The sequence below is a fragment of the Bradyrhizobium sp. Crot121 genome, assembly GCF_059512385.1.
The window spans coordinates 418,541-440,375 of the sequence record NZ_JCAMOR010000002.1; the positions used below are offsets into that span (position 1 = coordinate 418,541).

17 protein-coding genes are annotated in these 21,835 nt (G+C 63.7%); 13 read left to right on the plus strand and 4 right to left on the minus strand.

Features of this window, described 5'->3' with window-relative positions; translation table 11 throughout:
• The first annotated feature begins 108 nt into the window (after window positions 1-108).
• The 5 genes from AC5ZGW_RS04035 to AC5ZGW_RS04055 all read left to right on the plus strand — a co-directional run bounded on the left by AC5ZGW_RS04035 (window position 109) and on the right by AC5ZGW_RS04055 (window position 4,812).
• Window positions 109-1,353 (plus strand): ABC transporter substrate-binding protein, encoded by a 1,245-nt coding sequence (locus AC5ZGW_RS04035; protein ID WP_130226582.1) that lies wholly within the window; start codon window positions 109-111, stop codon window positions 1,351-1,353.
• Window positions 1,354-1,525: 172 nt separating this feature from the next.
• Window positions 1,526-2,404 (plus strand): branched-chain amino acid ABC transporter permease, encoded by an 879-nt coding sequence (locus tag AC5ZGW_RS04040; RefSeq protein WP_028164962.1) that lies wholly within the window; start codon window positions 1,526-1,528, stop codon window positions 2,402-2,404.
• On the plus strand, window positions 2,404-3,396 hold the full coding sequence (locus tag AC5ZGW_RS04045) for a branched-chain amino acid ABC transporter permease (protein ID WP_130226581.1): 993 nt from the start codon (window positions 2,404-2,406) through the stop codon (window positions 3,394-3,396). Before AC5ZGW_RS04040 ends, AC5ZGW_RS04045 begins: the two co-directional genes overlap by 1 nt.
• The gene (locus tag AC5ZGW_RS04050) at window positions 3,393-4,124 is read left to right on the plus strand and encodes an ABC transporter ATP-binding protein (protein WP_130226580.1); all 732 of its coding nucleotides are present in this window, start codon (window positions 3,393-3,395) and stop codon (window positions 4,122-4,124) included. The genes AC5ZGW_RS04045 and AC5ZGW_RS04050 overlap by 4 nt, the downstream gene beginning before the upstream one ends.
• On the plus strand, window positions 4,108-4,812 hold the full coding sequence (locus AC5ZGW_RS04055; RefSeq protein WP_130226579.1) for an ABC transporter ATP-binding protein: 705 nt from the start codon (window positions 4,108-4,110) through the stop codon (window positions 4,810-4,812). Before AC5ZGW_RS04050 ends, AC5ZGW_RS04055 begins: the two co-directional genes overlap by 17 nt.
• Before the next feature lie 207 nt (window positions 4,813-5,019).
• Here the strand turns inward: AC5ZGW_RS04055 and otnC are convergent, their stop codons facing one another.
• Entirely contained in the window at window positions 5,020-5,676 is a 657-nt protein-coding gene (otnC, locus tag AC5ZGW_RS04060) for a 3-oxo-tetronate 4-phosphate decarboxylase (RefSeq protein WP_496113866.1), read from the minus strand.
• Between the two features lie 86 nt (window positions 5,677-5,762).
• Between otnC and ltnD the strand changes: the two genes are divergently transcribed.
• The 6 genes from ltnD (at window position 5,763) to AC5ZGW_RS04090 (ending at window position 15,207) form a co-directional block, all read left to right on the plus strand.
• Window positions 5,763-6,692 (plus strand): L-threonate dehydrogenase, encoded by a 930-nt coding sequence (gene ltnD / locus AC5ZGW_RS04065; protein WP_496113861.1) that lies wholly within the window; start codon window positions 5,763-5,765, stop codon window positions 6,690-6,692.
• 12 nt (window positions 6,693-6,704) lie between these two features.
• A complete protein-coding gene (gene otnI, locus AC5ZGW_RS04070) occupies window positions 6,705-7,487 on the plus strand; it encodes a 2-oxo-tetronate isomerase (protein WP_130226577.1) in 783 nt (260 codons plus the stop codon).
• The gene (gene otnK / locus AC5ZGW_RS04075) at window positions 7,484-8,761 is read left to right on the plus strand and encodes a 3-oxo-tetronate kinase (RefSeq protein WP_130226576.1); all 1,278 of its coding nucleotides are present in this window, start codon (window positions 7,484-7,486) and stop codon (window positions 8,759-8,761) included. Before otnI ends, otnK begins: the two co-directional genes overlap by 4 nt.
• Before the next feature lie 189 nt (window positions 8,762-8,950).
• Complete coding sequence (locus AC5ZGW_RS04080; protein WP_130226575.1) at window positions 8,951-10,642, plus strand: methyl-accepting chemotaxis protein; 1,692 nt, start codon at window positions 8,951-8,953, stop codon at window positions 10,640-10,642.
• 199 nt (window positions 10,643-10,841) lie between these two features.
• Window positions 10,842-14,021: an efflux RND transporter permease subunit gene (locus AC5ZGW_RS04085; protein WP_130226574.1), complete on the plus strand. Its 3,180-nt coding sequence runs from the start codon at window positions 10,842-10,844 to the stop codon at window positions 14,019-14,021.
• Window positions 14,011-15,207, plus strand: coding sequence for an efflux RND transporter periplasmic adaptor subunit (locus AC5ZGW_RS04090; protein WP_130226573.1), 1,197 nt, complete (start codon window positions 14,011-14,013; stop codon window positions 15,205-15,207). Before AC5ZGW_RS04085 ends, AC5ZGW_RS04090 begins: the two co-directional genes overlap by 11 nt.
• A gap of 117 nt (window positions 15,208-15,324) precedes the next feature.
• Here the strand turns inward: AC5ZGW_RS04090 and AC5ZGW_RS04095 are convergent, their stop codons facing one another.
• Window positions 15,325-16,836: an acetyl-CoA acetyltransferase gene (locus AC5ZGW_RS04095; protein WP_130226572.1), complete on the minus strand. Its 1,512-nt coding sequence runs from the start codon at window positions 16,834-16,836 to the stop codon at window positions 15,325-15,327.
• Window positions 16,837-16,974: 138 nt separating this feature from the next.
• Window positions 16,975-18,108: a nitronate monooxygenase gene (locus tag AC5ZGW_RS04100; protein ID WP_130226571.1), complete on the minus strand. Its 1,134-nt coding sequence runs from the start codon at window positions 18,106-18,108 to the stop codon at window positions 16,975-16,977.
• Between the two features lie 238 nt (window positions 18,109-18,346).
• Here AC5ZGW_RS04100 and AC5ZGW_RS04105 point away from each other — a divergent pair, with 238 nt between their 5' ends.
• Both AC5ZGW_RS04105 and yghU read left to right on the plus strand, forming a co-directional pair.
• Window positions 18,347-20,005 (plus strand): flavin-containing monooxygenase, encoded by a 1,659-nt coding sequence (locus tag AC5ZGW_RS04105; RefSeq protein ID WP_130226570.1) that lies wholly within the window; start codon window positions 18,347-18,349, stop codon window positions 20,003-20,005.
• A 193-nt stretch (window positions 20,006-20,198) separates the two neighbouring features.
• Complete coding sequence (gene yghU / locus AC5ZGW_RS04110) at window positions 20,199-21,074, plus strand: glutathione-dependent disulfide-bond oxidoreductase (RefSeq protein WP_130226569.1); 876 nt, start codon at window positions 20,199-20,201, stop codon at window positions 21,072-21,074.
• Here yghU and AC5ZGW_RS04115 read toward each other — a convergent pair.
• Window positions 21,071-21,685, minus strand: coding sequence for a flavin reductase family protein (locus AC5ZGW_RS04115; protein WP_130226568.1), 615 nt, complete (start codon window positions 21,683-21,685; stop codon window positions 21,071-21,073). The two genes, yghU and AC5ZGW_RS04115, sit on opposite strands and share 4 nt — an antisense overlap.
• Window positions 21,686-21,835 lie beyond the last annotated feature (150 nt).

Consider the following 21,835-nt stretch of genomic DNA (forward strand, 5'->3'; position numbering starts at 1 on the left):
GATCGGATCATGCTCGAATGAGCAGCGCTTGCTGTTTCTTGAGGCTTTACCGCAACCGCCTTCCGTTTCATTCGATAGCTACGCTTCAATTAAGGGGAATTTCCGCAAATGACGATCACTCGCCGCAATGTGTTGCTTGGAGCCACCGCTGCTGCCGCGCTCGCGCCGATCGCTGCGCGCGCGCAAACCAGCGAGGTGGTGATCGGCGTGATCTATCCGCTGTCCGGCGCAAGCGCCCAGATCGGCGTCGACGCGCAAAAGGCATTCGAGACCGCGGCCGATATCATCAACAAGAACTATGATTTCGAGCTGCCGCTCGCCAAGGGCGAGGGCCTGTCCGGCCTGGGAGGTGCCAAGGTCCGCCTCGTTTTCGCCGATCACCAGGCCGATCCGCAGAAGGGTCGCGCCGAAGCCGAACGCCTGATCACCCAGGAGAAGGTCTGCGCCATCGTCGGCACCTACCAGAGCGCGGTTGCCGTCACCGTCAGCCAGATCTGCGAGCGCTACCAGATCCCCTTCATCTCGGCCGACAATTCCTCGCCGAGCCTGCATCGCCGCGGGCTGAAATTCTATTTCCGCGCAGCACCCCATGACGAGATGTTCTCGACTGCGATGTTCGACTTCTTCGATGCGATGAAGAAGAAGGGCACCAAGATCGACACGCTGTCGCTGTTCCACGAGGATACCATCTTCGGCACCGACTCCGGCAACGCCCAGACCAAGCTCGCACGTGAGCGCGGCTACAAGATCGTTGCCGATATCAAGTACCGCGCCAACTCGCCGTCGCTGTCGGCCGAAGTGCAGCAACTCAAGGCTGGTAATGCCGACGTGCTGATGCCCTCGAGCTACACCACCGACGGCATCCTCCTGGTGAAGACCATGGCCGAACTCGGCTACAAGCCGAATGCGATCGTGGCGCAGGACGCCGGCTTCTCCGAGAAGGCGCTGTATGATGCGGTCGGCGACAAGCTCGAAGGCGTGATCTCGCGCGGCAGCTTCTCGCTCGATCTCGCCGCCAAGCGGCCGATGGTCGGCAAGATCAACGCGATGTATAAGGAGCGGTCGGGCAAGGACTTCAACGACTATTCGTCGCGCCAGTTCATGGGCCTGATCGTGATGGCCGATGCCATCAACCGCGCCAAGTCCACCGATGGCGAGAAGATCCGCGAGGCGCTGGTCGCGACCGACATGCCGGGCGAGGCGACCATCATGCCCTGGAAGCGCGTGAAGTTTGACGACATGGGCCAGAACAACGACGCCGATCCGGTGCTGCTGCAATATATCGGCGGCAAGTTCGTCACGATCTTCCCGCCGCAGGCGGCAGTGGCCGAAGCCGTCTGGCCGATGAAGTGAGCGGCGCGGGTAGGGGAAGAACCATCGTGACCCTGGACTCGATGATAACTGCGCGTTCCGTCATTGCGAGCGAAGCGAAGCAATCCATGTCGCCACGAGCTGAGAGAATGGATTGCTTCGTCGCTTCGCTCCTCGCAATGACGAATGGCGATACTGATGCGGAGCTGCAGCGGTGACAGCCGAGACCATTATCCAGTCGCTCGCGAGCGGCCTCCTGATGGGGCTGCTCTATGGACTGATCGCCGTCGGGCTGGCGCTGATCTTCGGCCTGATGGACGTCGTGAACTTCGCCCATGGCGAGTTCCTGATGATCGCGATGTACGCGACATTCTTCTTGTTCGCGTTCTTCGCCATCGACCCGCTGTTGTCGGCGCCGCTGGTGGCGGCGGCTCTGTTCGTGTTCGGGGCGATCGTCTATCTCTTGATCGTGCGCTTTGCCGTGCGCGCCAAGGCCAATGCCGGCATGGTGCAGATCTTCTCCACCTTCGGCCTTGCCATCGTGATGCGCGGACTGGCGCAGTTCTTCTTCACGCCGGACTATCGCAGCGTCACCAATTCCTGGCTCGGCGGGAAAACCATCTCGGTTGGCGGCATCTTCCTGCCGGAGCCGCAACTCGTCGGCGCGCTGCTGTCGATCGCGGCCTTCGCCGGGCTCTACTTCTTCATCCACCGCACCGATTTCGGCCGCGCGCTGGAGGCAACGCGTGAGGATGCCGGTGCGGTGGCGCTGGTCGGCATCGACAAGAACCGGGTATTCGCGCTCGGCTGGGGGCTCGGCGCGGCGCTGGTTGGCCTCGCAGGCGCCATCATGGCGATCTTCTTCTATGTCTATCCCGATGTCGGCGCGTCCTTCGCGCTGATCGCCTATGTGACCGTGGCGCTCGGCGGCTTCGGCAGCGTGTTCGGTGCGTTCGCCGGCGGCATCATCGTCGGCCTGGTCGAGGCGACCACCGCGCTGATCCTGCCGCCCTCGCTGAAATCGGTCGGCATCTACGCGGTCTATCTGCTCGTCGTTTTCGTCCGCCCGCGCGGCCTGTTCGGGTCGATGTGATGGACAAGGATTTTACCAGGCGGCGCCGCCGCGAATTGATCGCCGCCTTTTGCCTTGCGGCCGCGGCCGCGCTGGTGCCGCTGTTCGTGAAGGACGTCTACGTTCAGAACGTCATGGTGCTGACGCTGATGTATGCGGCGCTCTCGCAGAGCTGGAACATCCTGTCCGGCTATTGCGGGCAGATTTCGCTCGGCCACGCGCTTTATTTCGGGCTCGGCGCCTACACCACAGCACTGCTGTTCACCAAGTTCGGCGTGTTGCCCTGGTTCGGCATGCTGGTCGGCGGCGTGATCTCGGCGCTGATCGCGATGGCGCTCGGCTATCCCTGCTTCCGCCTGCGCGGGCACTATTTCGTCATCGCCACCATCGTAATTGCCGAGATCGGGTTGCTCTTGATCCAGAACTGGGAGTGGGCGGGGGCGGCGCTCGGCATCGATATCCCGGTGCGTGGCGATAGCTGGCTGAAATTCCAGTTCACGCGCAGCAAGCTGCCCTACTTCTATTTCGCGTTGGCGCTCGCCTGCGTCGCCTGGTTCGTCACCTGGTGGCTGGAGGACTCCAAATGGGGCTATTGGTGGCGCGCGGTGAAGGACAATCCGGACGCGGCCGAAAGCCTTGGCGTCGTCGTGTTCAATTCCAAGATGGGGGCGGCAGCGGTCTCCGCGTTCCTGGTCGCCGTCGGCGGCAGCTTCTACGCACAGTTCGTCTCCTACATCGATCCTGAAAGCGTGATGGGCTTCCAGTTCTCGCTGCTGATGGCGCTGCCCGCGGTGCTCGGCGGCATCGGCACGCTGTGGGGACCGGTGCTTGGCGCCGTGATCCTGATCCCGCTGACCGAACTGACCCGATCCTTCATCGGCGGTTCGGGACGCGGCGTCGACCTGATCGTCTACGGCACGCTGATCGTGCTGATCTCGCTCGCACTGCCGCGCGGGCTGGTGAGCCTGTTCGCACGGCCCAAGCTCTTTTGGCGCAAGGCGGCCGTGCGATGACCGCGCTCCTGGAAACCCGTGGCGTCTGGCAGCGGTTCGGCGGCCTCGTCGCCAACAGCGACGTCTCGATCTCGGTCGGCCGCGGCGAAATCGTCGGGCTGATCGGCCCCAACGGCGCCGGCAAGTCGACCCTGTTCAACCTGATCGCCGGCGTGCTGCCGCCCACTCAAGGCTCGATCTGGTTCGATGGCGAGGATGTCACGAGATTGCCGGCGGCGGAACGCTGCCAGCGCGGCATCGGCCGCACCTTCCAGGTCGTGAAAAGCTTCGAGACCATGACTGTGATCGACAACGTCATCGTCGGCGCGCTGATCCGCAACACCGTGATGCGCGTCGCCCGCCGCAAGGCGCATGAGGTGCTGGAATTCTGCGGGCTCGGCGCGCGTGCCGACGTGCTGGCAAGCGATCTGGTGCCGTCCGAAAAGCGGCGGCTCGAGGTCGCCCGTGCGCTCGCGACCGAACCAAAACTGTTACTGCTCGACGAAGTCTTGACTGGCCTGACGCCGGTGGAAGCCAAGACTGGCGTCGAACTGGTGCGCAAGGTGCGCGATACCGGCGTCACCGTGCTGATGGTGGAGCACGTCATGGAGATCGTGATGCCGCTGGTCGACCGCGCCATCGTGCTCGACCTCGGCAAGGTGCTGGTCGAGGGCAAGCCGTCCGAGGTCGTCCGCGATCCGAAGGTCATCACCGCCTATCTTGGGGATCGTCATGCTGTCGGTGCATGAAGTCACCACCGCCTATCAGGGGCTGGTCGCGATCTCTGCCGTCTCGATCGAGGTCGCCAAGGGCGAGATCGTCTGCGTTGCCGGCGCCAACGGCGCCGGCAAGTCGACGCTCCTGAAATCGATCGCCGGCGCCGAGCGCCCGCGCTCGGGCACCGTCACCTTCGACGGGGCGCGGATCGACGGCAAGCCGCAGCATGTCATCACCGCGGGCGGCATCGCCTTCGTGCCGGAAAACCGCCGGCTGTTTCCGCGCCTGTCGGTGCGCGACAATCTCCGCCTCGGCAGCTATCTCTACCGCAGTGAAGCCAACCGCGACGAGCCGCTCGATCTCGTGTTCAAATTGTTCCCGCGGCTTTCGGAGCGGCTGGAGCAGCGCGCCGAGACGCTGTCCGGCGGTGAGCAGCAGATGCTCGCGATCGGCCGCGCGCTGATGACCCGCCCGCGGCTGTTGATGCTCGATGAGCCATCGCAGGGCATCATGCCAAAGCTCGTCGACGAGATCTTCCAGGCAGTGAAGCGCATCCGCGACGCCGGCATGACCGTGTTGATCGTCGAGCAGCGCATGGCCGAATGCCTTGAGATCGCCGACCGCGCCTACATCCTGCAGACCGGCCGCGTGCTGATGCAGGGCCCGGCGGCTGAGATCAGCACCAACCCCGACGTGCGCAAGGCCTATCTGGGGCTGTGATCCGCGTCCCAGTCCTTGCGAGCGCAGCGAAGCAATCCACCTCTCCACGCGCGCGGAGAAAAATGGATTGCCTCGCTTCGCTCGCAATGACGAAACGGTAGGTTCTCCGTCATGCCCGGGCTTGTCCCGGGCATCCACGATCTTTCTTTCCGGATGCAAAGAACGTGGATGGCCGGGACAAGCCCGGCCATGACGAATTCGGAAGGGCTAGTGCCCATGCTCCGGCAGCTTCAGCCCGAACACCTTGGTCAAATCCGCCACCTGCTCCGGCGAGAGATAGCGCGGGTTCAGCCCGCGCAGCAGCAGATAGAGCTTCGCGGTCTCTTCCAGTTCCTCCGTCGCGGACACCGCGGCTTCCAGCGTGTCGCCTGAAACCACAGGCCCATGATTGGCGAGCAGCACCGACGAATATTTGCCCGCCAATCCCTTGATCGCGTCGGCCACCGCGGGATCGCCGGGTCGATAATAAGGCACCAGCGCGGTCTGGCCGCATTTCATCACATAATAGGCGGTGAGCGGCGGCAGCGCGGCGCGCGGGTCGATCTCGGGCAGCATCGAGAGAGCCACCGAATGGGTCGAATGCAGATGCACGACGGCACGCGCCGCGCCGCGGGTCTGGTAAAGCGCGGTGTGCAGCGGCACCTCCTTGGTCGGCGCATCGCCCGAGACCAGCCGCCCATCGGCATTGAGCCGCGACATCCTGGCAGGATCGAGGAAACCGAGCGAGGCATTGGTCGGAGTCACCAGCCAGCCGCCATCGTCCAGTCGCACGCTGATATTGCCTGACGAGCCCGGCGTCAGCCCGCGCTCGAACAGCGAGCGGCCGAAGCGGCAGATTTCCTCACGGAGCTTTGTTTCGCTCATGGCAGCCATACCCGTTTCCCGCCTTGTCTCACGCTTTGGCACGGCGGCCAAGCCGTGATACGCAGGGGCAAGACACCAAGAAGAATGTGAGGGACCGCCGCATGCCTGACCAGTCAAAAACCCGCGTTGCCGTGATCGGGCTCGGCTCGATGGGATCAGGCATGGCGACCTCGCTGTTGCGCGCGGGCTTAGAGGTGACCGGCTGCGACGTCTCCGCCGACAGCGTCGCGCGGTTTGTCCGGGGCGGCGGCAAGGGAGCCAAGACACCGAAGGAAGCCGCCGATAGCGCCGACATCGTGGTCAGCGTGGTCGTCAACGCCGCCCAGACCGAAACGATCCTGTTCGGCGAGAACGGCGTCGCCGAGACGCTGCCGAAAGGATCGGTATTCGTGTCCTCCGCGACCATGGACCCTGATGTGGCGCGGCGATTGGCAGCCAAGCTCGAGGCGACGGACCGGCATTATCTGGATGCCCCGATCTCCGGCGGTGCCCAGCGCGCAGCGCAGGGCGAACTCACCATCCTTGCTTCCGGCAGCGCGGCGGCCTTCGCAAAAGCCCGTCCCGCGCTCGATGCGATGGCGGGCAAGCTCTATGAACTCGGCGATGCGGCCGGGCAGGGCGCCGCGTTCAAGATGATCAACCAGCTCCTGGCCGGCGTGCATATCGCCGCCGCCTCGGAGGCGATGGCGTTCGCGGCCAAGCAAGGCCTCGATATCCGCAAGGTCTATGAGGTGATCACGGCCTCCGCCGGCAATTCCTGGATGTTCGAGAACCGCATGCCGCATGTGCTCGACGGCGACTACACGCCGCGCAGCGCGGTGGAGATTTTCGTCAAGGATCTGGGCATTATCCAGGACATGGCTCGGTCAGCGAAATTCCCGGTGCCGGTCTCAGCCGCAGCGCTGCAGATGTTCCTGATGACGGCCGCCGCCGGCATGGGGCGTGATGACGACGCCTCGGTGGCGCGGATGTACGCCCGCGTCACCGGCACCAAGCTGCCCGGCGAACACAATTAATAAGGACACGCGATGCCCCGCTTTGCCGCCAATCTCACCATGATGTTCAACGAGGTCGCGTTCCTCGACCGTTTCGAGGCTGCGGCGAAAGCCGGCTTTACCGCGGTGGAGTTCCTGTTTCCCTATGACCATCCGGCGAAGGAGGTCGGCGAGCGGCTGCGCGAGAACGGCCTGACGCAGGCGCTGTTCAACCTGCCGCCGGGCGATTGGGCGGCCGGAGAGAAGGGGTTCGCGGCGCTGCCGGACCGGTTTGAGGATATGAAGGCGAGCCTCGCCACCGCACTGCCTTATGCGGAGGCGACCGGCGTCAAGCGCGTGCACCTGATGGCGGGGATCGCCGACCGAAGCGATCGCAAGGCGGTCGAGGCATTTTATAAGTCCGTTACATGGGCCGCCGAGTTCTTCGCGCCGCACGGCCTCGACGTCGTGATCGAGCCGATCAATCCACGCAACGTGCCCGGCTATTTCCTCAACGATTTCGGCTTTGCACGTGATCTGATCAACGAGTTGAAGATTCTGAACCTGAAGTTGCAGTTCGACATCTATCACTGCCAGATCATCCATGGCGATGTCACCATGCGGCTGCGTGAGATGATGCCGATCATCGGCCACACCCAGATCGCCAGCATCCCCTCGCGCAACGAGCCCGATGGCGAAGAGCTGAACTATCCGTTCCTGTTCGATGAGCTCGACCGGCTCGGCTATGCCGGCTTCGTCGGCTGCGAATATAATCCGCGTGGCAAGACCACCGATGGCCTCGGCTGGTTCAAGCCCTATGCCGGAGCAAAAGCATGACTTTGGCGCTGGGCTGTATCGCCGACGACTACACCGGCGCCTCCGATCTCGCCAACACGCTGACCCGTGCCGGCCTGCGCACGGTGCAGACGATTGGCGTGCCATCGGACGATCTCGCTTTGCCCGAGGTCGATGCGGTGGTGGTCTCGCTGAAGAGCCGCTCGATCGAGGCGAGCCAGGCGGTCACCCGCTCGCGCGCGGCGGAGAAGTGGCTGCGCGGCCGCGGCGCCTCGCATGTGCTGTTCAAGATCTGCTCGACCTTCGACTCTACCAACGCCGGCAATATCGGCCCGGTGATGGATGCGCTGCGCAAAGATTCCGGCGACAACATCGTGCTGGTCACGCCGGCATTCCCGGAAACCGGACGCACCGTATACCAGGGCAATTTGTTCGTCGGGTCGGTGCCGCTGAACGAAAGCCCGCTCAAGGATCATCCGCTCAACCCGATGCATGACTCGAACCTGGTGCGGGTGCTGGCATGCCAGAGCAGCACAAAGGTCGGACTGATCGATCTTGCTACCGTTGCGCGCGGTCCGGACGCCGTTCGCGCGCGCCTTGCAGATCTTGCCGCCGGCGGATTTGGTGCCGCCATCATCGATGCCGTGTTCGACCGCGACCTCGGCACCATCGGCACGGTGGCGCTGGACCATCGCGTTTCGGTCGGCGCTTCCGGGATCGGGCTCGGGCTTGCCCGGGCGCTGGTTGACTCCGGAAAAGTCAGGCCAGAAGCCGCAAGCGTGACGGCCGAGGCGCTGGTCGGAGGGCCAGCCGCCTGTCTCGCCGGAAGCTGTTCGCAAGCGACACTGCAGCAGATCGCCAATGCCGAGCGCAGCATGGCCGTGCTGCATCTCGACCCCGAGCGGATCGTGATCGGCAAGGATGAAGTCCATCGCGCGCTCGCCTGGGCCCGCGACCGGATCGGCGAAGGGCCGGTGCTGATCGCCAGCAGCGCCACGCCCGACGAAGTCGCAGCTCTGCAGTCCCGTTATGGCCGTGATGCAGCCGGGCATACCATCGAGCAGGCGATGGCCGACATCGCGGAAGGTCTCGTCGAACACGGCGTGCGTCGATTGGTGGTCGCCGGCGGTGAGACGTCAGGCGCCGTGGTGGATCGTTTGCGGATTCCAGGTTTTCTCGTCGGCGTGGAGATCGCCGCTGGTGTGCCGGTGCTGCGTGCGGTCGGCGCGAACAAAGGCGAGATGCTGCTTGCTCTGAAATCAGGCAATTTCGGCGGACCGCAATTTTTCTCGGACGCGCTTGCGTTGATGCGCTGATCTCATCGCTTCGTTCATTTGTTAGTGACGGTTTTCATTTACCGTAACTCTACGGAGGGACAAATTAACGCGACTTCAGAAGTTGCGCGGTTTGATCGCCAGTAAGGCATCCTTCGATTCGGCAGACCAAACCGAAGCACCTTGCATCACCTGACGTGCCCGACACGCGCAACACCAAGAGATTTTCAGATGTTCGCCAAATACTCGATCCGCGCCAAGATCATCACCGTGGTTGCGCTGCTGCTCGTCACGATGACGGGCATGGGGCTCCTCGCCGTCCGCAACATGCAGGCGATCAATGCCAATACGGTCGACATCACCACCAGCTGGCTGCCGAGCGTCCGGGTGCTCGGTGAGCTTCGCGCTGGTGTCATTACCTACCGCAACGTGATCCGTGAGCACATGCTCTCGGAAACGCTCGAGGAGAAGCTGGCCAACGAGAAGACTCTGGTCACAGTTGTCGAGGGCAACATGAAGGCCCGCAAGAGCTATGAAACGATGATCACCTCCCCGGAGGAGCGGGCGCTCTATACTCAATGGTCGGACACCTGGGATCGATACAGGAAGGGCACCGAAGAGGTGATGGCGTTGTCGCGCAGGGATGTCGGCAAGATCCCGCATGACGCGCATGAGCTGAACAGCAAGACCGTGAACAAGATCGGGCTCGAGGCCGACGCGATTCTCCTCAAGGACATCGAGCTCAACAAGGCGGGTGCCGACAAGGCTGCGGAGGACGCCGCCGCCAACTACTCTTCCGCCTTCGCGATACTCGCTGTCATTCTCTTGGCCGCGGTGCTTGTTGGCGCCCTTATCAGTTTCCTGTTGATCCGTGACGTCTCGGCCGGGATCGCGTCCATCGTCAAGCCGATGCAGGCGCTCGGAAATGGAGACCTGACCGCCGAAGTCCCGCACCAGGGTGAGAAGACCGAAATCGGCACGATGGCCGATGCGCTTCAGGTGTTCAAGGAAGCGTTGATTGCCAAGAAGGCTGCCGACGAGGCTGCCGCCGCCGACGCCGAAGCAAAGATCGAGCGCGGCCGCCGGGTCGACGCCATCACCCGCAATTTCGAGACCATGATCGGCGAGATCGTCCAGACCGTCTCTTCCGCCTCGATCCAGCTCGAAGCCGCGGCCGGCACGCTCTCCTCGACTGCCACACGCTCGCAGGAATTGACCACCACGGTCGCTTCCGCCTCGGAAGAGGCGTCCACCAATGTGCAGTCGGTGGCGTCCGCGACCGAGGAGTTGTCATCGTCCGTCACCGAGATCAGCCGCCAGGTCCAGGAATCAGCACGGATGGCGGGCGACGCCGTCGGCCAGGCTCGCAGCACCAACGACCGTGTCAGCGAGCTCTCGAAGGCGGCGGCACGGATCGGCGACGTCGTCGAGCTCATCAACACGATCGCGGGCCAGACCAACCTGCTGGCGCTGAACGCGACCATCGAGGCGGCACGCGCCGGCGAGGCCGGCCGCGGCTTTGCGGTGGTCGCCTCCGAAGTGAAGGCGCTGGCCGAGCAGACCGCGAAAGCCACCGGCGAGATCGGCCAGCAAATCACCGGCATCCAGGCCGCCACCCAGGACTCGGTGAACGCGATCAAGGAAATCAGCAACACCATCGAACGGCTGTCGGAGATCTCCTCGACCATCGCCGCGGCGGTGGAGGAGCAGGGCGCGGCTACGCAGGAAATCTCCCGCAACGTCCAGCAGGCCGCCCAGGGCACCCACCAGGTCTCGGCCAACATCACCGACGTGCAGCGCGGCGCGACCGAGACCGGGTCGGCCTCATCGCAGGTGCTCTCGGCGGCAAAGGCATTGTCCGGCGACAGCAGCCGCCTCAAGGTCGAGGTCAGCAAGTTCCTGGAATCGGTACGGGCGGCTTAGTTACTTAATTAGTTGCGATAATTCCCGGCCGCGGTTCACCCCGCGGCCGGTCCCGGCAGCTATGTCGAGGATGTGAACGCGGATTGCGTCGCGCAAAGTTGGCTTTTGGCCCGTTTTTCGCTAGATCGACGCAAGTAAATTGGCCTGTAGGGGCGCCAATCCCCCGTACATTTTACGGGTTCCGGGGAATAACTCGTCAATGGTTGCACTGGTCCGTATCGCGCTGAGCCGGCCGTATACGTTTGTCGTGCTCGCGCTGCTGCTCCTCATTGTCGGACCGCTCGCCGCGCTGCGCACGCCCACCGATATCTTTCCCGACATCCGCATCCCCGTGATCGGGGTCGTTTGGCAGTACACCGGACTGCCGCCGGACCAGATGTCCGGGCGCATCACCACGCCATTTCAGCGCGCGCTGACCACCACCGTCAACGATATCGAGCATATCGTCGCCAATTCCTACAACGGCTTCGGCATCATCAAGATCTTCTTCCAGCCGAACGTCGACATCCGCACCGCCAACGCCCAGGTCACGGCGATCTCGCAGACGCTTCTGAAGCAGATGCCGCCGGGCGCAACGCCGCCTTTGATCCTGAACTACAGCGCCTCCACGGTGCCGATCATCCAGGTCGCGTTGTCAGGTGAGGGGCTGACCGAGCAGAATCTTGCCGATATCGGCATCAATCAGCTCCGCACGCCCCTCGTCACCGTGCCCGGCGCCGCCATACCCTATCCATTCGGCGGCAAGCAGCGTCAGGTGCAGATCGACCTCAACTCCACGGCGCTGCAGGCGCGCGGCCTGTCGGGGCAGGACGTGGCCAATGCGCTGGCTGCACAAAATCTGATCACGCCGGTCGGCACGCAGAAGATCGGCCAGTTCGAATACAACATTCAGCTCAACAACTCGCCGCTGAAGATGGAGGATCTCGGCAATCTGCCGATCAAGACCGTCAACGGCGCCATGGTCTATGTTCGGGATGTCGCCACCGTCCGCGACGGCAACCCGCCGCAGACCAACATCGTCCATGTCGACGGCAACCGCTCGGTGCTGATGATGGTGTTGAAGGCGGGCGCGATCTCGACGCTCGATATCATCGCCGGCATCAAGCAGAAGGTGATCGACGTCAAGGACCAGCTTCCGGACGCGCTGAAGATCGGCTTCATTGGCGACCAGTCGGTTTTCGTCCGCGGCGCCATCACCGGCGTCGCCTTCGAAGGCGTCATTGCCGCATTGCTCACCAGCGTGATGATCCTGCTGTTCCTCGGGAGCTGGCGGTCGACGATCATCATCGCGGTCTCGATCCCGCTGTCGGTTCTCGGCGCCATCATCATGCTGTCGGCGATCGGCGAGACGCTGAACATCATGACGCTCGGCGGATTGGCGCTCGCGGTCGGCATCCTCGTCGATGACGCCACCGTGACGATCGAGAACATCAATTACCATCTGGAGCAGGGCAAGCCGGTCGAACAGTCCATTCTCGACGGCGCCAACCAGATCGTCACGCCGGCATTCGTCTCGCTGCTCTGCATCTGCATCGTGTTCGTGCCGATGTTCTTCCTGACCGGCGTTGCGCGCTTCCTGTTCGTGCCGATGGCGGAAGCGGTGATGTTCGCGATGATCTGGTCGTTCATCCTGTCGCGCACGCTGGTGCCGACGATGGCGAAATATCTGCTGCAGCCCCATGTGCATCACGAGGGCGGGCTGCCGCCGACGCGCAATCCGTTCAAGCTGTTCCAGCGCGGCTTCGAGGCGCGGTTCGAGCGCATCCGCCGCGCCTATCGCGACATGCTGGCGATGGCGCTCGGACACCGTACCATCTTCGTCAGCTGTTTCCTCGGCTTCGTCGCGGTGTCCATGCTGCTGGTGCCTTTCCTCGGCCGCAACTTCTTTCCGTCGGTCGACGCCGGCAACATTCTGATGCACGTCCGCACCCAGGTCGGCACCCGCGTCGAGGAGACTGCCAACCAGCTCGCCGAGGTGCAGAAGGCGATCCGCAAGATCATCCCGCCGGAGGAGATCGACACGCTGGCCGACAATATCGGCATGCCGATCTCCGGCATCAACATGACCTACAACAACACCGGCGTCATCGGTCCGCAGGATGGCGACATCCAGGTCAAGCTGAAGGAAGGCCACAGGCCGACCGAGCAATATGTCCAGGCGCTACGCGAGCAACTGCCGCGGATGTTCCCCGGCATCAGCTTCTCGTTCCTGCCTGCCGATATCGTCAGCCAGATCCTGAACTTCGGTGCGCCGGCGCCGATCGACCTGCAGATCCGCGGCGCCAATCTCGACGCCAATTTCGCCTATGCCAACAGGCTGCTGAGCCGGATCCGGCGCATTCCCGGCATTGCGGACGCGCGCATCCAGCAATCGCCGAACAGCCCCACCTTCAACATCGATGTCGACCGCACCCGCGCGCAATATGTCGGCCTGACCGAGCGCGACGTCACCAACAGCCTCGTCGTCAATCTCGCCGGCAGCTCGCAGGTCGCGCCGACCTATTATCTCAATCCGGATAACGGCGTGTCCTATTCGATCGTGATGCAGACGCCGCAATACCAGATCGACTCGCTGAGCGCCTTGCAGACCTTGCCGATCACCGCGACCGGCAATCCGCAGTCGCCGATCCTCGGCGGCATCGCCGACATCACGCGCTCGACCTCGAGTGCGGTCGTATCCCAATACGACATCCAGTCGATGGTGCAGATCTACGCCACGACGCAGGGCCGCGACCTCGGCGCGGTCGCCACCGACGTGCGGGCGCTGATCGCCGAGACTGCAAAGGATGTCCCGAAGGGGAGCTCGGTGGTGCTGCTCGGCCAGGTGCAGACCATGAACAGCGCGTTTTCCGGCCTGTTGTTCGGTCTGCTCGGCGCCGTCGTGCTGATCTATCTCCTGATCGTCGTGAACTTCCAGTCCTGGTCCGATCCGTTCGTGATCATCACCGCGCTGCCGGCGGCGCTTGCCGGCATCGTCTGGATGCTGTTCACCACCGAGACCACGCTGTCGGTGCCGGCGCTGACCGGCGCGATCATGTGCATGGGTGTCGCCACCGCGAACAGCGTGCTTGTCATCAGCTTCGCCCGCGAGCGCTACGAGCAGCTCGGCGATCCCATTGCGGCCGCGCTCGAAGCCGGCTTCGTCCGTTTCCGGCCGGTGCTGATGACCGCGCTCGCCATGATCATCGGCATGGCGCCGATGGCGCTCGGCTTGGGCGAGGGTGGCGAGCAGAACGCCCCGCTGGGCCGCGCCGTGATCGGCGGCCTGATCTTTGCAACGTTCGCCACACTCATGTTTGTTCCCGTCGTCTTTAGTATGGTACACAAGAAGCAAGGCGCCAGCGCCGCCGCCGCACCGGAGATGTCGCATGCCCACTGACCAACGCCCGCCGGTCTCGCGCTGGAAACTGGGCATTTTCGGGCTTGCGGCCGGTGTCGGCCTGGTCCTCGTCGTCATCACCGGCATCCGTGCCCGCGAGGAGCAGGGCACCAAGCTGAAGGAATGGACCGATAATCAGGCCATTCCGAGCGTCGCGGTGGCGCCGCCCAGCGCCAAAGTGCTCAACCCCACGATCGACCTGCCGGGCCGGCTGGAAGCCTATTACCGCGCCCCGATCTTCGCGCGCGTGTCCGGTTACCTGAAGAGCTGGAGCGTCGACATCGGCGCCCGCGTCAAGGCCGGGCAGGTGATCGCCGAAATCGAGGCGCCCGACCTCGACCAGCAATTGCTGCAGGCCAGGGCCGATCTTGCGAGCCAGCAGGCCAGCGCCAAACTGTCGGAAGCGACGCTGACCCGGCGGCGGTCGCTGCTTGCCTCGAACTTCGTCTCGATGCAGGAAATCGACGAGCGCACCGCCGATCTCTCCAACAAGAAGGCCGCCGTCAATTCCGGTCAGGCCAATGTCGAACGGCTGGAAGCGCTTGCCGGCTACAAGAAGATCACTGCGCCCTTTGACGGTGTCGTCACCGAGCGCAACACCGACGTCGGCGCGCTGATCAATGCCGGCGGCGGCGCGGGCCCAGCGATGTTCATCGTCTCCGACATTTCCAAGCTGCGCGTCTATGTGAACGTGCCGCAGAACTTCGTGCCGTCGATCAAGATGGGCGCCAAGGCTGTCATCACGCTGCCGGAATATCCGAACCGCACCTTTACGGCGACCGTGGAAACGTCCTCGCAGGCGGTCGATGTCAGCTCGGGAACGACGCGCATGCAACTCGCGCTGGACAATTCCGGCGGCGAATTGATGCCCGGCGGCTATGCCAATGTGAAGCTGACGTTGCAGCGCGACACCATTCCGCTGCACATCCCCGCCAGCGCGCTGATCTTCGACAGCAACGGCCTGCGCGTTGCGACCGTCGGCGCAGATGACAAGATCCTGTTCAAGAAGGTGACGATCGCCCGCGACCTCGGCAAAGAGATCGAGATCGCCTCCGGCCTCACCGCCGACGACCGCATCATCATCGCCCCGCCCGACGGCATCAACGACGGCGACCAGGTCCGTGTGGTCGGCGGCGGCGCGAAGAAGCCGACCACGGCCTCCGAAAAGCAGGACGTGAAGGGGTAGGGGAGGCGGTGCTCTCTCCTCCGTCATTGCCGGGCTCGTCCCGGCCATCCACGTTTTCGACTGCGGAAGAACGACGTGGATGCCCGGGTCAAGCCCGGGCATGACGGTGCAGGTAGCTCACACCACCCGCCACTCCGGCACGCCGTCATCGGCCATCACGATGTCACCTGTGGTGCCGACTGGCGTGCGCTCCATGCCGAGCAGATGCGCTAACGTCGTCGCATCGCTCGCCGGCACGCGGCCGAGCGTGCGGCGGTCGTCTTCGGTGCGCAACATGACGACGCCGTGCTCGACCTCGCCATTGCCGCGATAGATCACGGTGAAGCTTTCGACCTTGCCCTTGCCGCTGGCCTCGGCGATGAACTCCGGCACCGTGCGGCGGTTGCGATCCGCTTCCGCCTGCACGCTGGTATCCTGCTTGAGCGTCGCCTTCGGTGCCTCGCGCGACAGCACCAGGCCATGATGCTTGGTGACAAAGCCGCCCTGGCCGTAGAGCAGGCCGAGCTCGGCACCATCGCGGAGCTTGCGCACCATCGCGCAGGCGGCGTGCGTCATGTAGGTGTTGAGCGGCGCGCCGAAGAAGGTGAGCCCGCCGGTGACGGTCGGCTGCACGTCAGGGCCGAGGCCGAGCGTGCGTCGCGCCATCTTGGGCACGCAGGGGAAGCAGCTATAGAGCTCGATCGCGTCGAACTTGCTGCCGTCGCCCTCGACCAGGTCCATCACCGCTTTCAGCACCGCATTCTGCGCGTGGCTTTCGAAGAACTGGTCGCGCACGAGATAGTCGCGCGGTTCTTCCGCCGACGCACCGCCGAGCGGATAGACCAGCCGGTCCTCGGGAATTCCGGCCGCGCGCGCCTTGGCGAGGCCGGTGAGCAGCAGCGCGCCGCCCATGTTCACGGTCGGATTGGCCACCATCAGCTTGGTGTAGGGCCAGGCGATCAGCCGGTTCTCCGGCGTCGGCGTGGTGATCTCCTCCGGCGCGAAGCGCTTCTTCAGCCACGAATTCGGGTTCGAAGCCGCGACGCTTGCATAGGTCGACCACAGCTCGCCGGACTCGGCGAGCGCCTCGCGCGGCGTCTGGCCCCAATGCGCTGAGGTCGCGGACTCATAGAGCGGATAGACCGTGATCGGCCTGAACACGCCGAGCTTCACCGCCAGAGGCTTCTGGAACGCCGCGCCGCGCTTCGGCTCCTCGACTTCATGCGCAAACGGCGTCCAGGGCAGGGCGACGCCGCCGCGATCCGCCTTGGTCGCGGTCGACTGCGCCTCGGCGCCGCAGACCGCCGCCACGCTGCATTCGCCGCGCGCGATCCGCTGCGCCGCTTCATGCAGATAGCGGATCGGGCTCTCGCCCCCGACCGGGCCGTAATAAAGATGCGCCGGCTTGATGCCGAGCCGTTCGGCAAGCTGTTTTTCCGGATCGCGATAGCGCCAGCTCAGGAAATTGACGACGTCGAGCGACCGGACGTCGTGGAGCAGCTTGGCCCCGCTGTCGGCTTCCGCGCGCTTGAGCGCTTCTTCGAGAAGCGCGAGAGGCTCGAGGCCTGCAGCGATGTCCTTGGGACGATCGACGATCTCGCCGACGCCGACGATGACTGGGATGCGGTCTTCGGGGATGCTATTGGACATTTCTTCTCTTTAGCTCAGATGATCAGTTCGGCGTGCTTCGTCCTTGTACCCGTCATTGCGAGCGAAGCGAAGCAATCCATCTCTCAGCTTGCGGAGGCGTGGATTGCTTCGTCGCTTGCGCTCCTCGCAATGACGCCGCTATTCCGCCACCAGCGCATTCATGTGTTCGACCGCCTCGATGAAATCTTCCTTGAATTCCTGTACCACAGCGCCTGCCGATTTCACGCTGTCGATCAGGCCGACGCCCTGGCCGACGAAGTAGCTGACGAGGTCGCGCGCCTTCTCGTTGCCGGCGGCCGCCGAACGGTCAATCGAGTTGAAGGCGTCGCGGCTGATGATGCTCTGCAGCGGCATCGGCAGCGCGCCGGGGCCGTCGGGTGAGCGGTCCCATGCGTCGGTCCACACCGAGCGGAGCTGCCGCGCCGGCTTGCCGGTGCGTCCCTTCGAACGCACTGCGTCGCGCGAGGAGGCCGCGATCATCTTCTCACGGAAGATTTCCGTGGTCTCGGATTCCACGGTCGCGAGCCACACCGAGCCGGTCCAGACGCCGGCAGCGCCCATGGCCATCGCAGCCGCCATCTGGCGCCCGGTCATGATACCGCCCGCGGCCAATACGGGCACATCGCGGATCGGCTTGATCGCCTTGATGACCTCCGGCACCAGCACCATGGTCGAGACTTCGCCGCAGTGGCCACCGGCCTCGGTGCCCTGCACGACGAGGATGTCGACACCGGCCGCGACCTGGCGCAGCGCGTGCTCCTTGGCGCCGACGAGCGCCGCGACCGGCACGCCGTGCTTGCGGCCCATGTCGATCATCTCTTTCGGCGGCACGCCCAGCGCGTTCGCGATCAGCTTGATCGGATGTTTGAAGGAGACGTCCAGCACTTCGAGCGCGCGCTGTGCGTCGAACGGCTGCGGCTGGTTGTCGGCGACATCGGTCGTCGTCAGCTCGACGCCGTATTTCTTCAGGAGGCTGCGGGTAAAGTCGCGATGCTCGGGCGAGATCCGCTGCTCCAGGCTCTTCCAGGTGACGTTCTTCTCGCCTGCGGTCGAGATGTTCTCGGGGATCAGCACATCGAGCCCATAGGGCTTGCCGTCGACGTGGTCGTCGATCCATTTCAGTTCCTGCTCGATGCTCTCAGGCGAATGCACGGTCGCGCCCAGCACGCCAAATCCGCCGGCGCGGCTGACCGCTGCTACCACGTCGCGGCAATGGCTGAAGGCGAGCAGGGGGAATTCTATACCCAGCATGTCGCAGATCGGCGATTTCATGGATGCGTTCTCTCTCCCGATGGCAGCTTCAGGCTGCTTTTCTATTTTGATAACGATCAGGCTAGCGCATGGCGGAGAGGAAAGCCAACCGGCTTTCGCCGACTTGCGTGCAGCTGCTACGCATTCCGTAAGGCAAAATATGCAGCTCCCTTCTACTCGCGCTTTGTCCCTTGCGCTTTGGCGCGTCGCGGAGAATGCTGGCCGGCAACGAAAAGAATCTTCAAGGGAGCCCGCGTCCATGTCCGTTTCGCCATCCGCTTCCGCAACTCCTGCCGCACATTACGACGTCGTCGTGGTCGGCGCCGGCTTCTCCGGCATGTACATGCTGCACCGGTTGCGCGGTCTCGGCTTTACCGCGCGAGTCTACGAGCAGGGCAGCGGCGTTGGCGGCACCTGGTACTGGAACCGCTATCCCGGCGCGCGCTGCGACGTCGAGAGCATGCAGTATTCCTATTCGTTCAGCGAGGAGCTGCAGCAGGAATGGGACTGGAGCGAGCGCTACGCACCGCAGCCGGAGATTCTGCGCTATGCCAACCATGTCGCCGATCGCTTCGATCTGCGTTCAGACATCCAGTTCGACACCCGCGTCGATGCGGCCGTGTTCGACGAGACGAAAAAGCTCTGGTCGGTGACCACCGCCGACGGCAAGACCGTCACGGCCAAGTTCGTGGTGCTCGCCACCGGCTGCCTGTCGAATGCGCGCAAGCCCGACATCAAGGGCCTCGATCGCTTCAAAGGCCAAGTCTATCACACCGGCCATTGGCCGCATGAGCAGGTGGATTTCACCGGCCTGCGCGTCGGCGTGATCGGCACCGGCTCATCCGGAATACAGTCGATACCTGTCATCGCCGAGCAGGCGAGCCACCTGACGGTGTTCCAGCGCACCGCGAATTTCTCGATTCCCGCGCGCAACGCCAGGCTGCTAGATGAGGAACGTGCATGGTTTCGCGCGAACTATCCGGAGATCCGGCGCGTGGAGCGGGAAGTGGCGCGCAACGGCATCTATACCGACTTGCCCGATCGCGGCGCGCTCGATGATGGCGACAACGAGCGCCGTGCCAAATACGAGGCGCGCTGGCAGCGTGGCGGACTCACGTTCATGTCGGCCTACAACAATCTGGCGCTGGACCAGGTCGCCAACGATACCGCAGCAAACTTCGTGCGCGAGAAGATCGCAGAGATCGTCAAGGACCCCGAGACCGCGAAGCTGCTGCAGCCGAACAGCCATCCGATCGGCTCCAAGCGCATCTGCGTCGATACCGACTATTTCGCGACCTTCAACCGGCCCAACGTGACGCTGGTTGACATCAAGAGCAGTCCGATCGAGGAGATCACGGAAAGCGCCGTGCGCACCACAGCATGCGAATATGAACTCGATGCGCTGGTGCTGGCGACCGGCTTCGACGCTATGACCGGGTCGGTGGCAAAGATCGACATTCGCGGCCGCGACGGGCTGACGCTGAACCGGAAATGGGCCGAGGGACCGCGCACCTATCTCGGCCTGATGAGCGCCGGTTTTCCGAACCTCTTCATCATCACCGGGCCCGGCAGTCCTTCCGTGCTGTCGAACATGATCGTTTCGATTGAGCAGCACGTCGACTGGATCAGCGATTGCGTCGACTACATGCGAGAGCGTGAACTCGACACGATGGAGGCGACAAGGGAGGCCGAAGACAAATGGGTGACGCATGTCAACGAGGTTGCCTACACCACGCTCTATCCGCAGGCCAATTCCTGGTACATGGGCGCCAACATTCCCGGCAAGCCGCGGATCTTCATGCCCTATATCGGCGGCGTCGGGCCTTATCGGCAGATCTGCAACGAGGTCGCGGCGAAGGGCTATAACGGCTTTGCGATGACGGGCGCAGCGCGCCAGCAGCGGGCGGCCGCGTTCTGAGCTTTATCAACCGTCATGCCCGGGCCTGTCTCGAGTATCCAAGCACTTCCTTCGACGCAAGACGTGGATGGCCCGGGACAAGCCCGGCCATGGCGGAAGTGAAGAGGCACCGGCTATACGAAATCCCGCCCTTGCCAATCCTGTGCTCGACGCTAGTTAACACTGGCGCGGCTTCCGCGCTGGAGCTTGATCAATGACCGATGCATCCGCCTATGAGCCGCCGAAAGTCTGGACCTGGAACAAGGAAAATGGTGGCCGTTTCGCCAGCGTCAACCGCCCGATCGCCGGGCCCACGCATGAGAAGGAACTTCCCGTCGGGAAGCATCCGTTGCAACTTTATTCTCTGGCGACGCCAAACGGCCAGAAGGTCACGATCATGCTGGAAGAGCTGCTCGCGCTCGGCCATTCCGACGCCGAATATGACGCCTGGCTGATCAAGATCGATGGCAACCAGTTCGGCAGTGGTTTCGTTGCGGTCAATCCGAATTCCAAGATCCCGGCGCTGCTGGACCGTAGCAGGCCGGAACCGATCCGCGTGTTCGAGTCCGGCGCGATCCTGATGCACCTTGCCGAGAAGTTCGGTGCATTCCTGCCGACCGGCGGCCAGGCTCGCGCCGAGTGCCTGTCATGGCTGTTCTGGCAGATGGGCAGCGCGCCGTTTCTTGGCGGCGGCTTCGGCCACTTCTATGCCTACGCGCCGACCAAGATCGAATATGCCATCGACCGCTATGCGATGGAGGTGAAGCGTCAACTCGATGTGCTCGATCGTCGTCTAGCGGACAACGAATATCTGTCCGGCCGCGACTACACGATCGCCGACATCGCGGTCTGGCCGTGGTACGGCGGGCTCGTCAAGGGCCTGCTCTATGGCGCAGGCGAATTCCTGTCGGTGCATGAATACAAGAACGTGCTGCGCTGGACCGATCAGATCGCAAAGCGCCCGGCCGTGAAGCGAGGCCGCATCGTCAACCGCATCTCGGGCGATCCCGCGAGCCAATTGCACGAGCGCCACGATGCCAGCGACTTCGAGACCAAGACGCAGGACAAGATCGGAGAGGCGGCGAGCTAGCTTTTCGCGCCCTCGGCTGCCGGAAACACCACCCGGTCGTCGGTGCGGCAATAGCGGTCGGCGAACATGCGGCCGACGGGGTGGTAGCGGTCCATGTGCACACGCATGGCCTCGCGGTCCCACAGCTCGTCGCGGATGTAGAAGTGGATGCCTTCACCCATGATCAGCCGGCGGTCGCCGTTGACGTCGATGATCTTCCAGGTCTTGCATTCCATTGCCCACGGCGCATCCACAAGGCGCGGCACTGCCACGCTGGTCGATGGCGCAAGCTTGAGCCCGAGATAGTCGGGCTCGCCCACATCTGGCGGAAAGTCGCCGCTGGTCTCATGCATCGCGTGCGCCAGCGGCTCGTCGGTCATATTGACCACGAATTCCCCGGTGCGCTCGATGTTGACAAGCGTATCCTTCACCCGCCCGTCGGGCCGCAGATTGACTGCGAACATGCAGAGCGGCGGGTCCTCGCAGAACACGTTGAAGAAGCTGTACGGCGCGGCATTGACGACGCCGGTTGGACCGACGCTGGTCACCCAGGCGATCGGTCGCGGCAGCACGAAGGATGCCAGCACCTTGTAGCGTTCGCGCGGCTTCAGATCGCTGGCAGCGTATTCCATGGTGGCTCCTGTAGGGTGGGCAAAGCGAAGCGTGTCCACCATTCTGGCTCAGCTCGTGAAGGTGGGCACGCTTCGCTTTGCCCACCCTTCTGTAACGGGCCTTGCTCAGTCAATCCCTTTTTGCGTCATCCGCTCGCCGGGGTCTCGCTT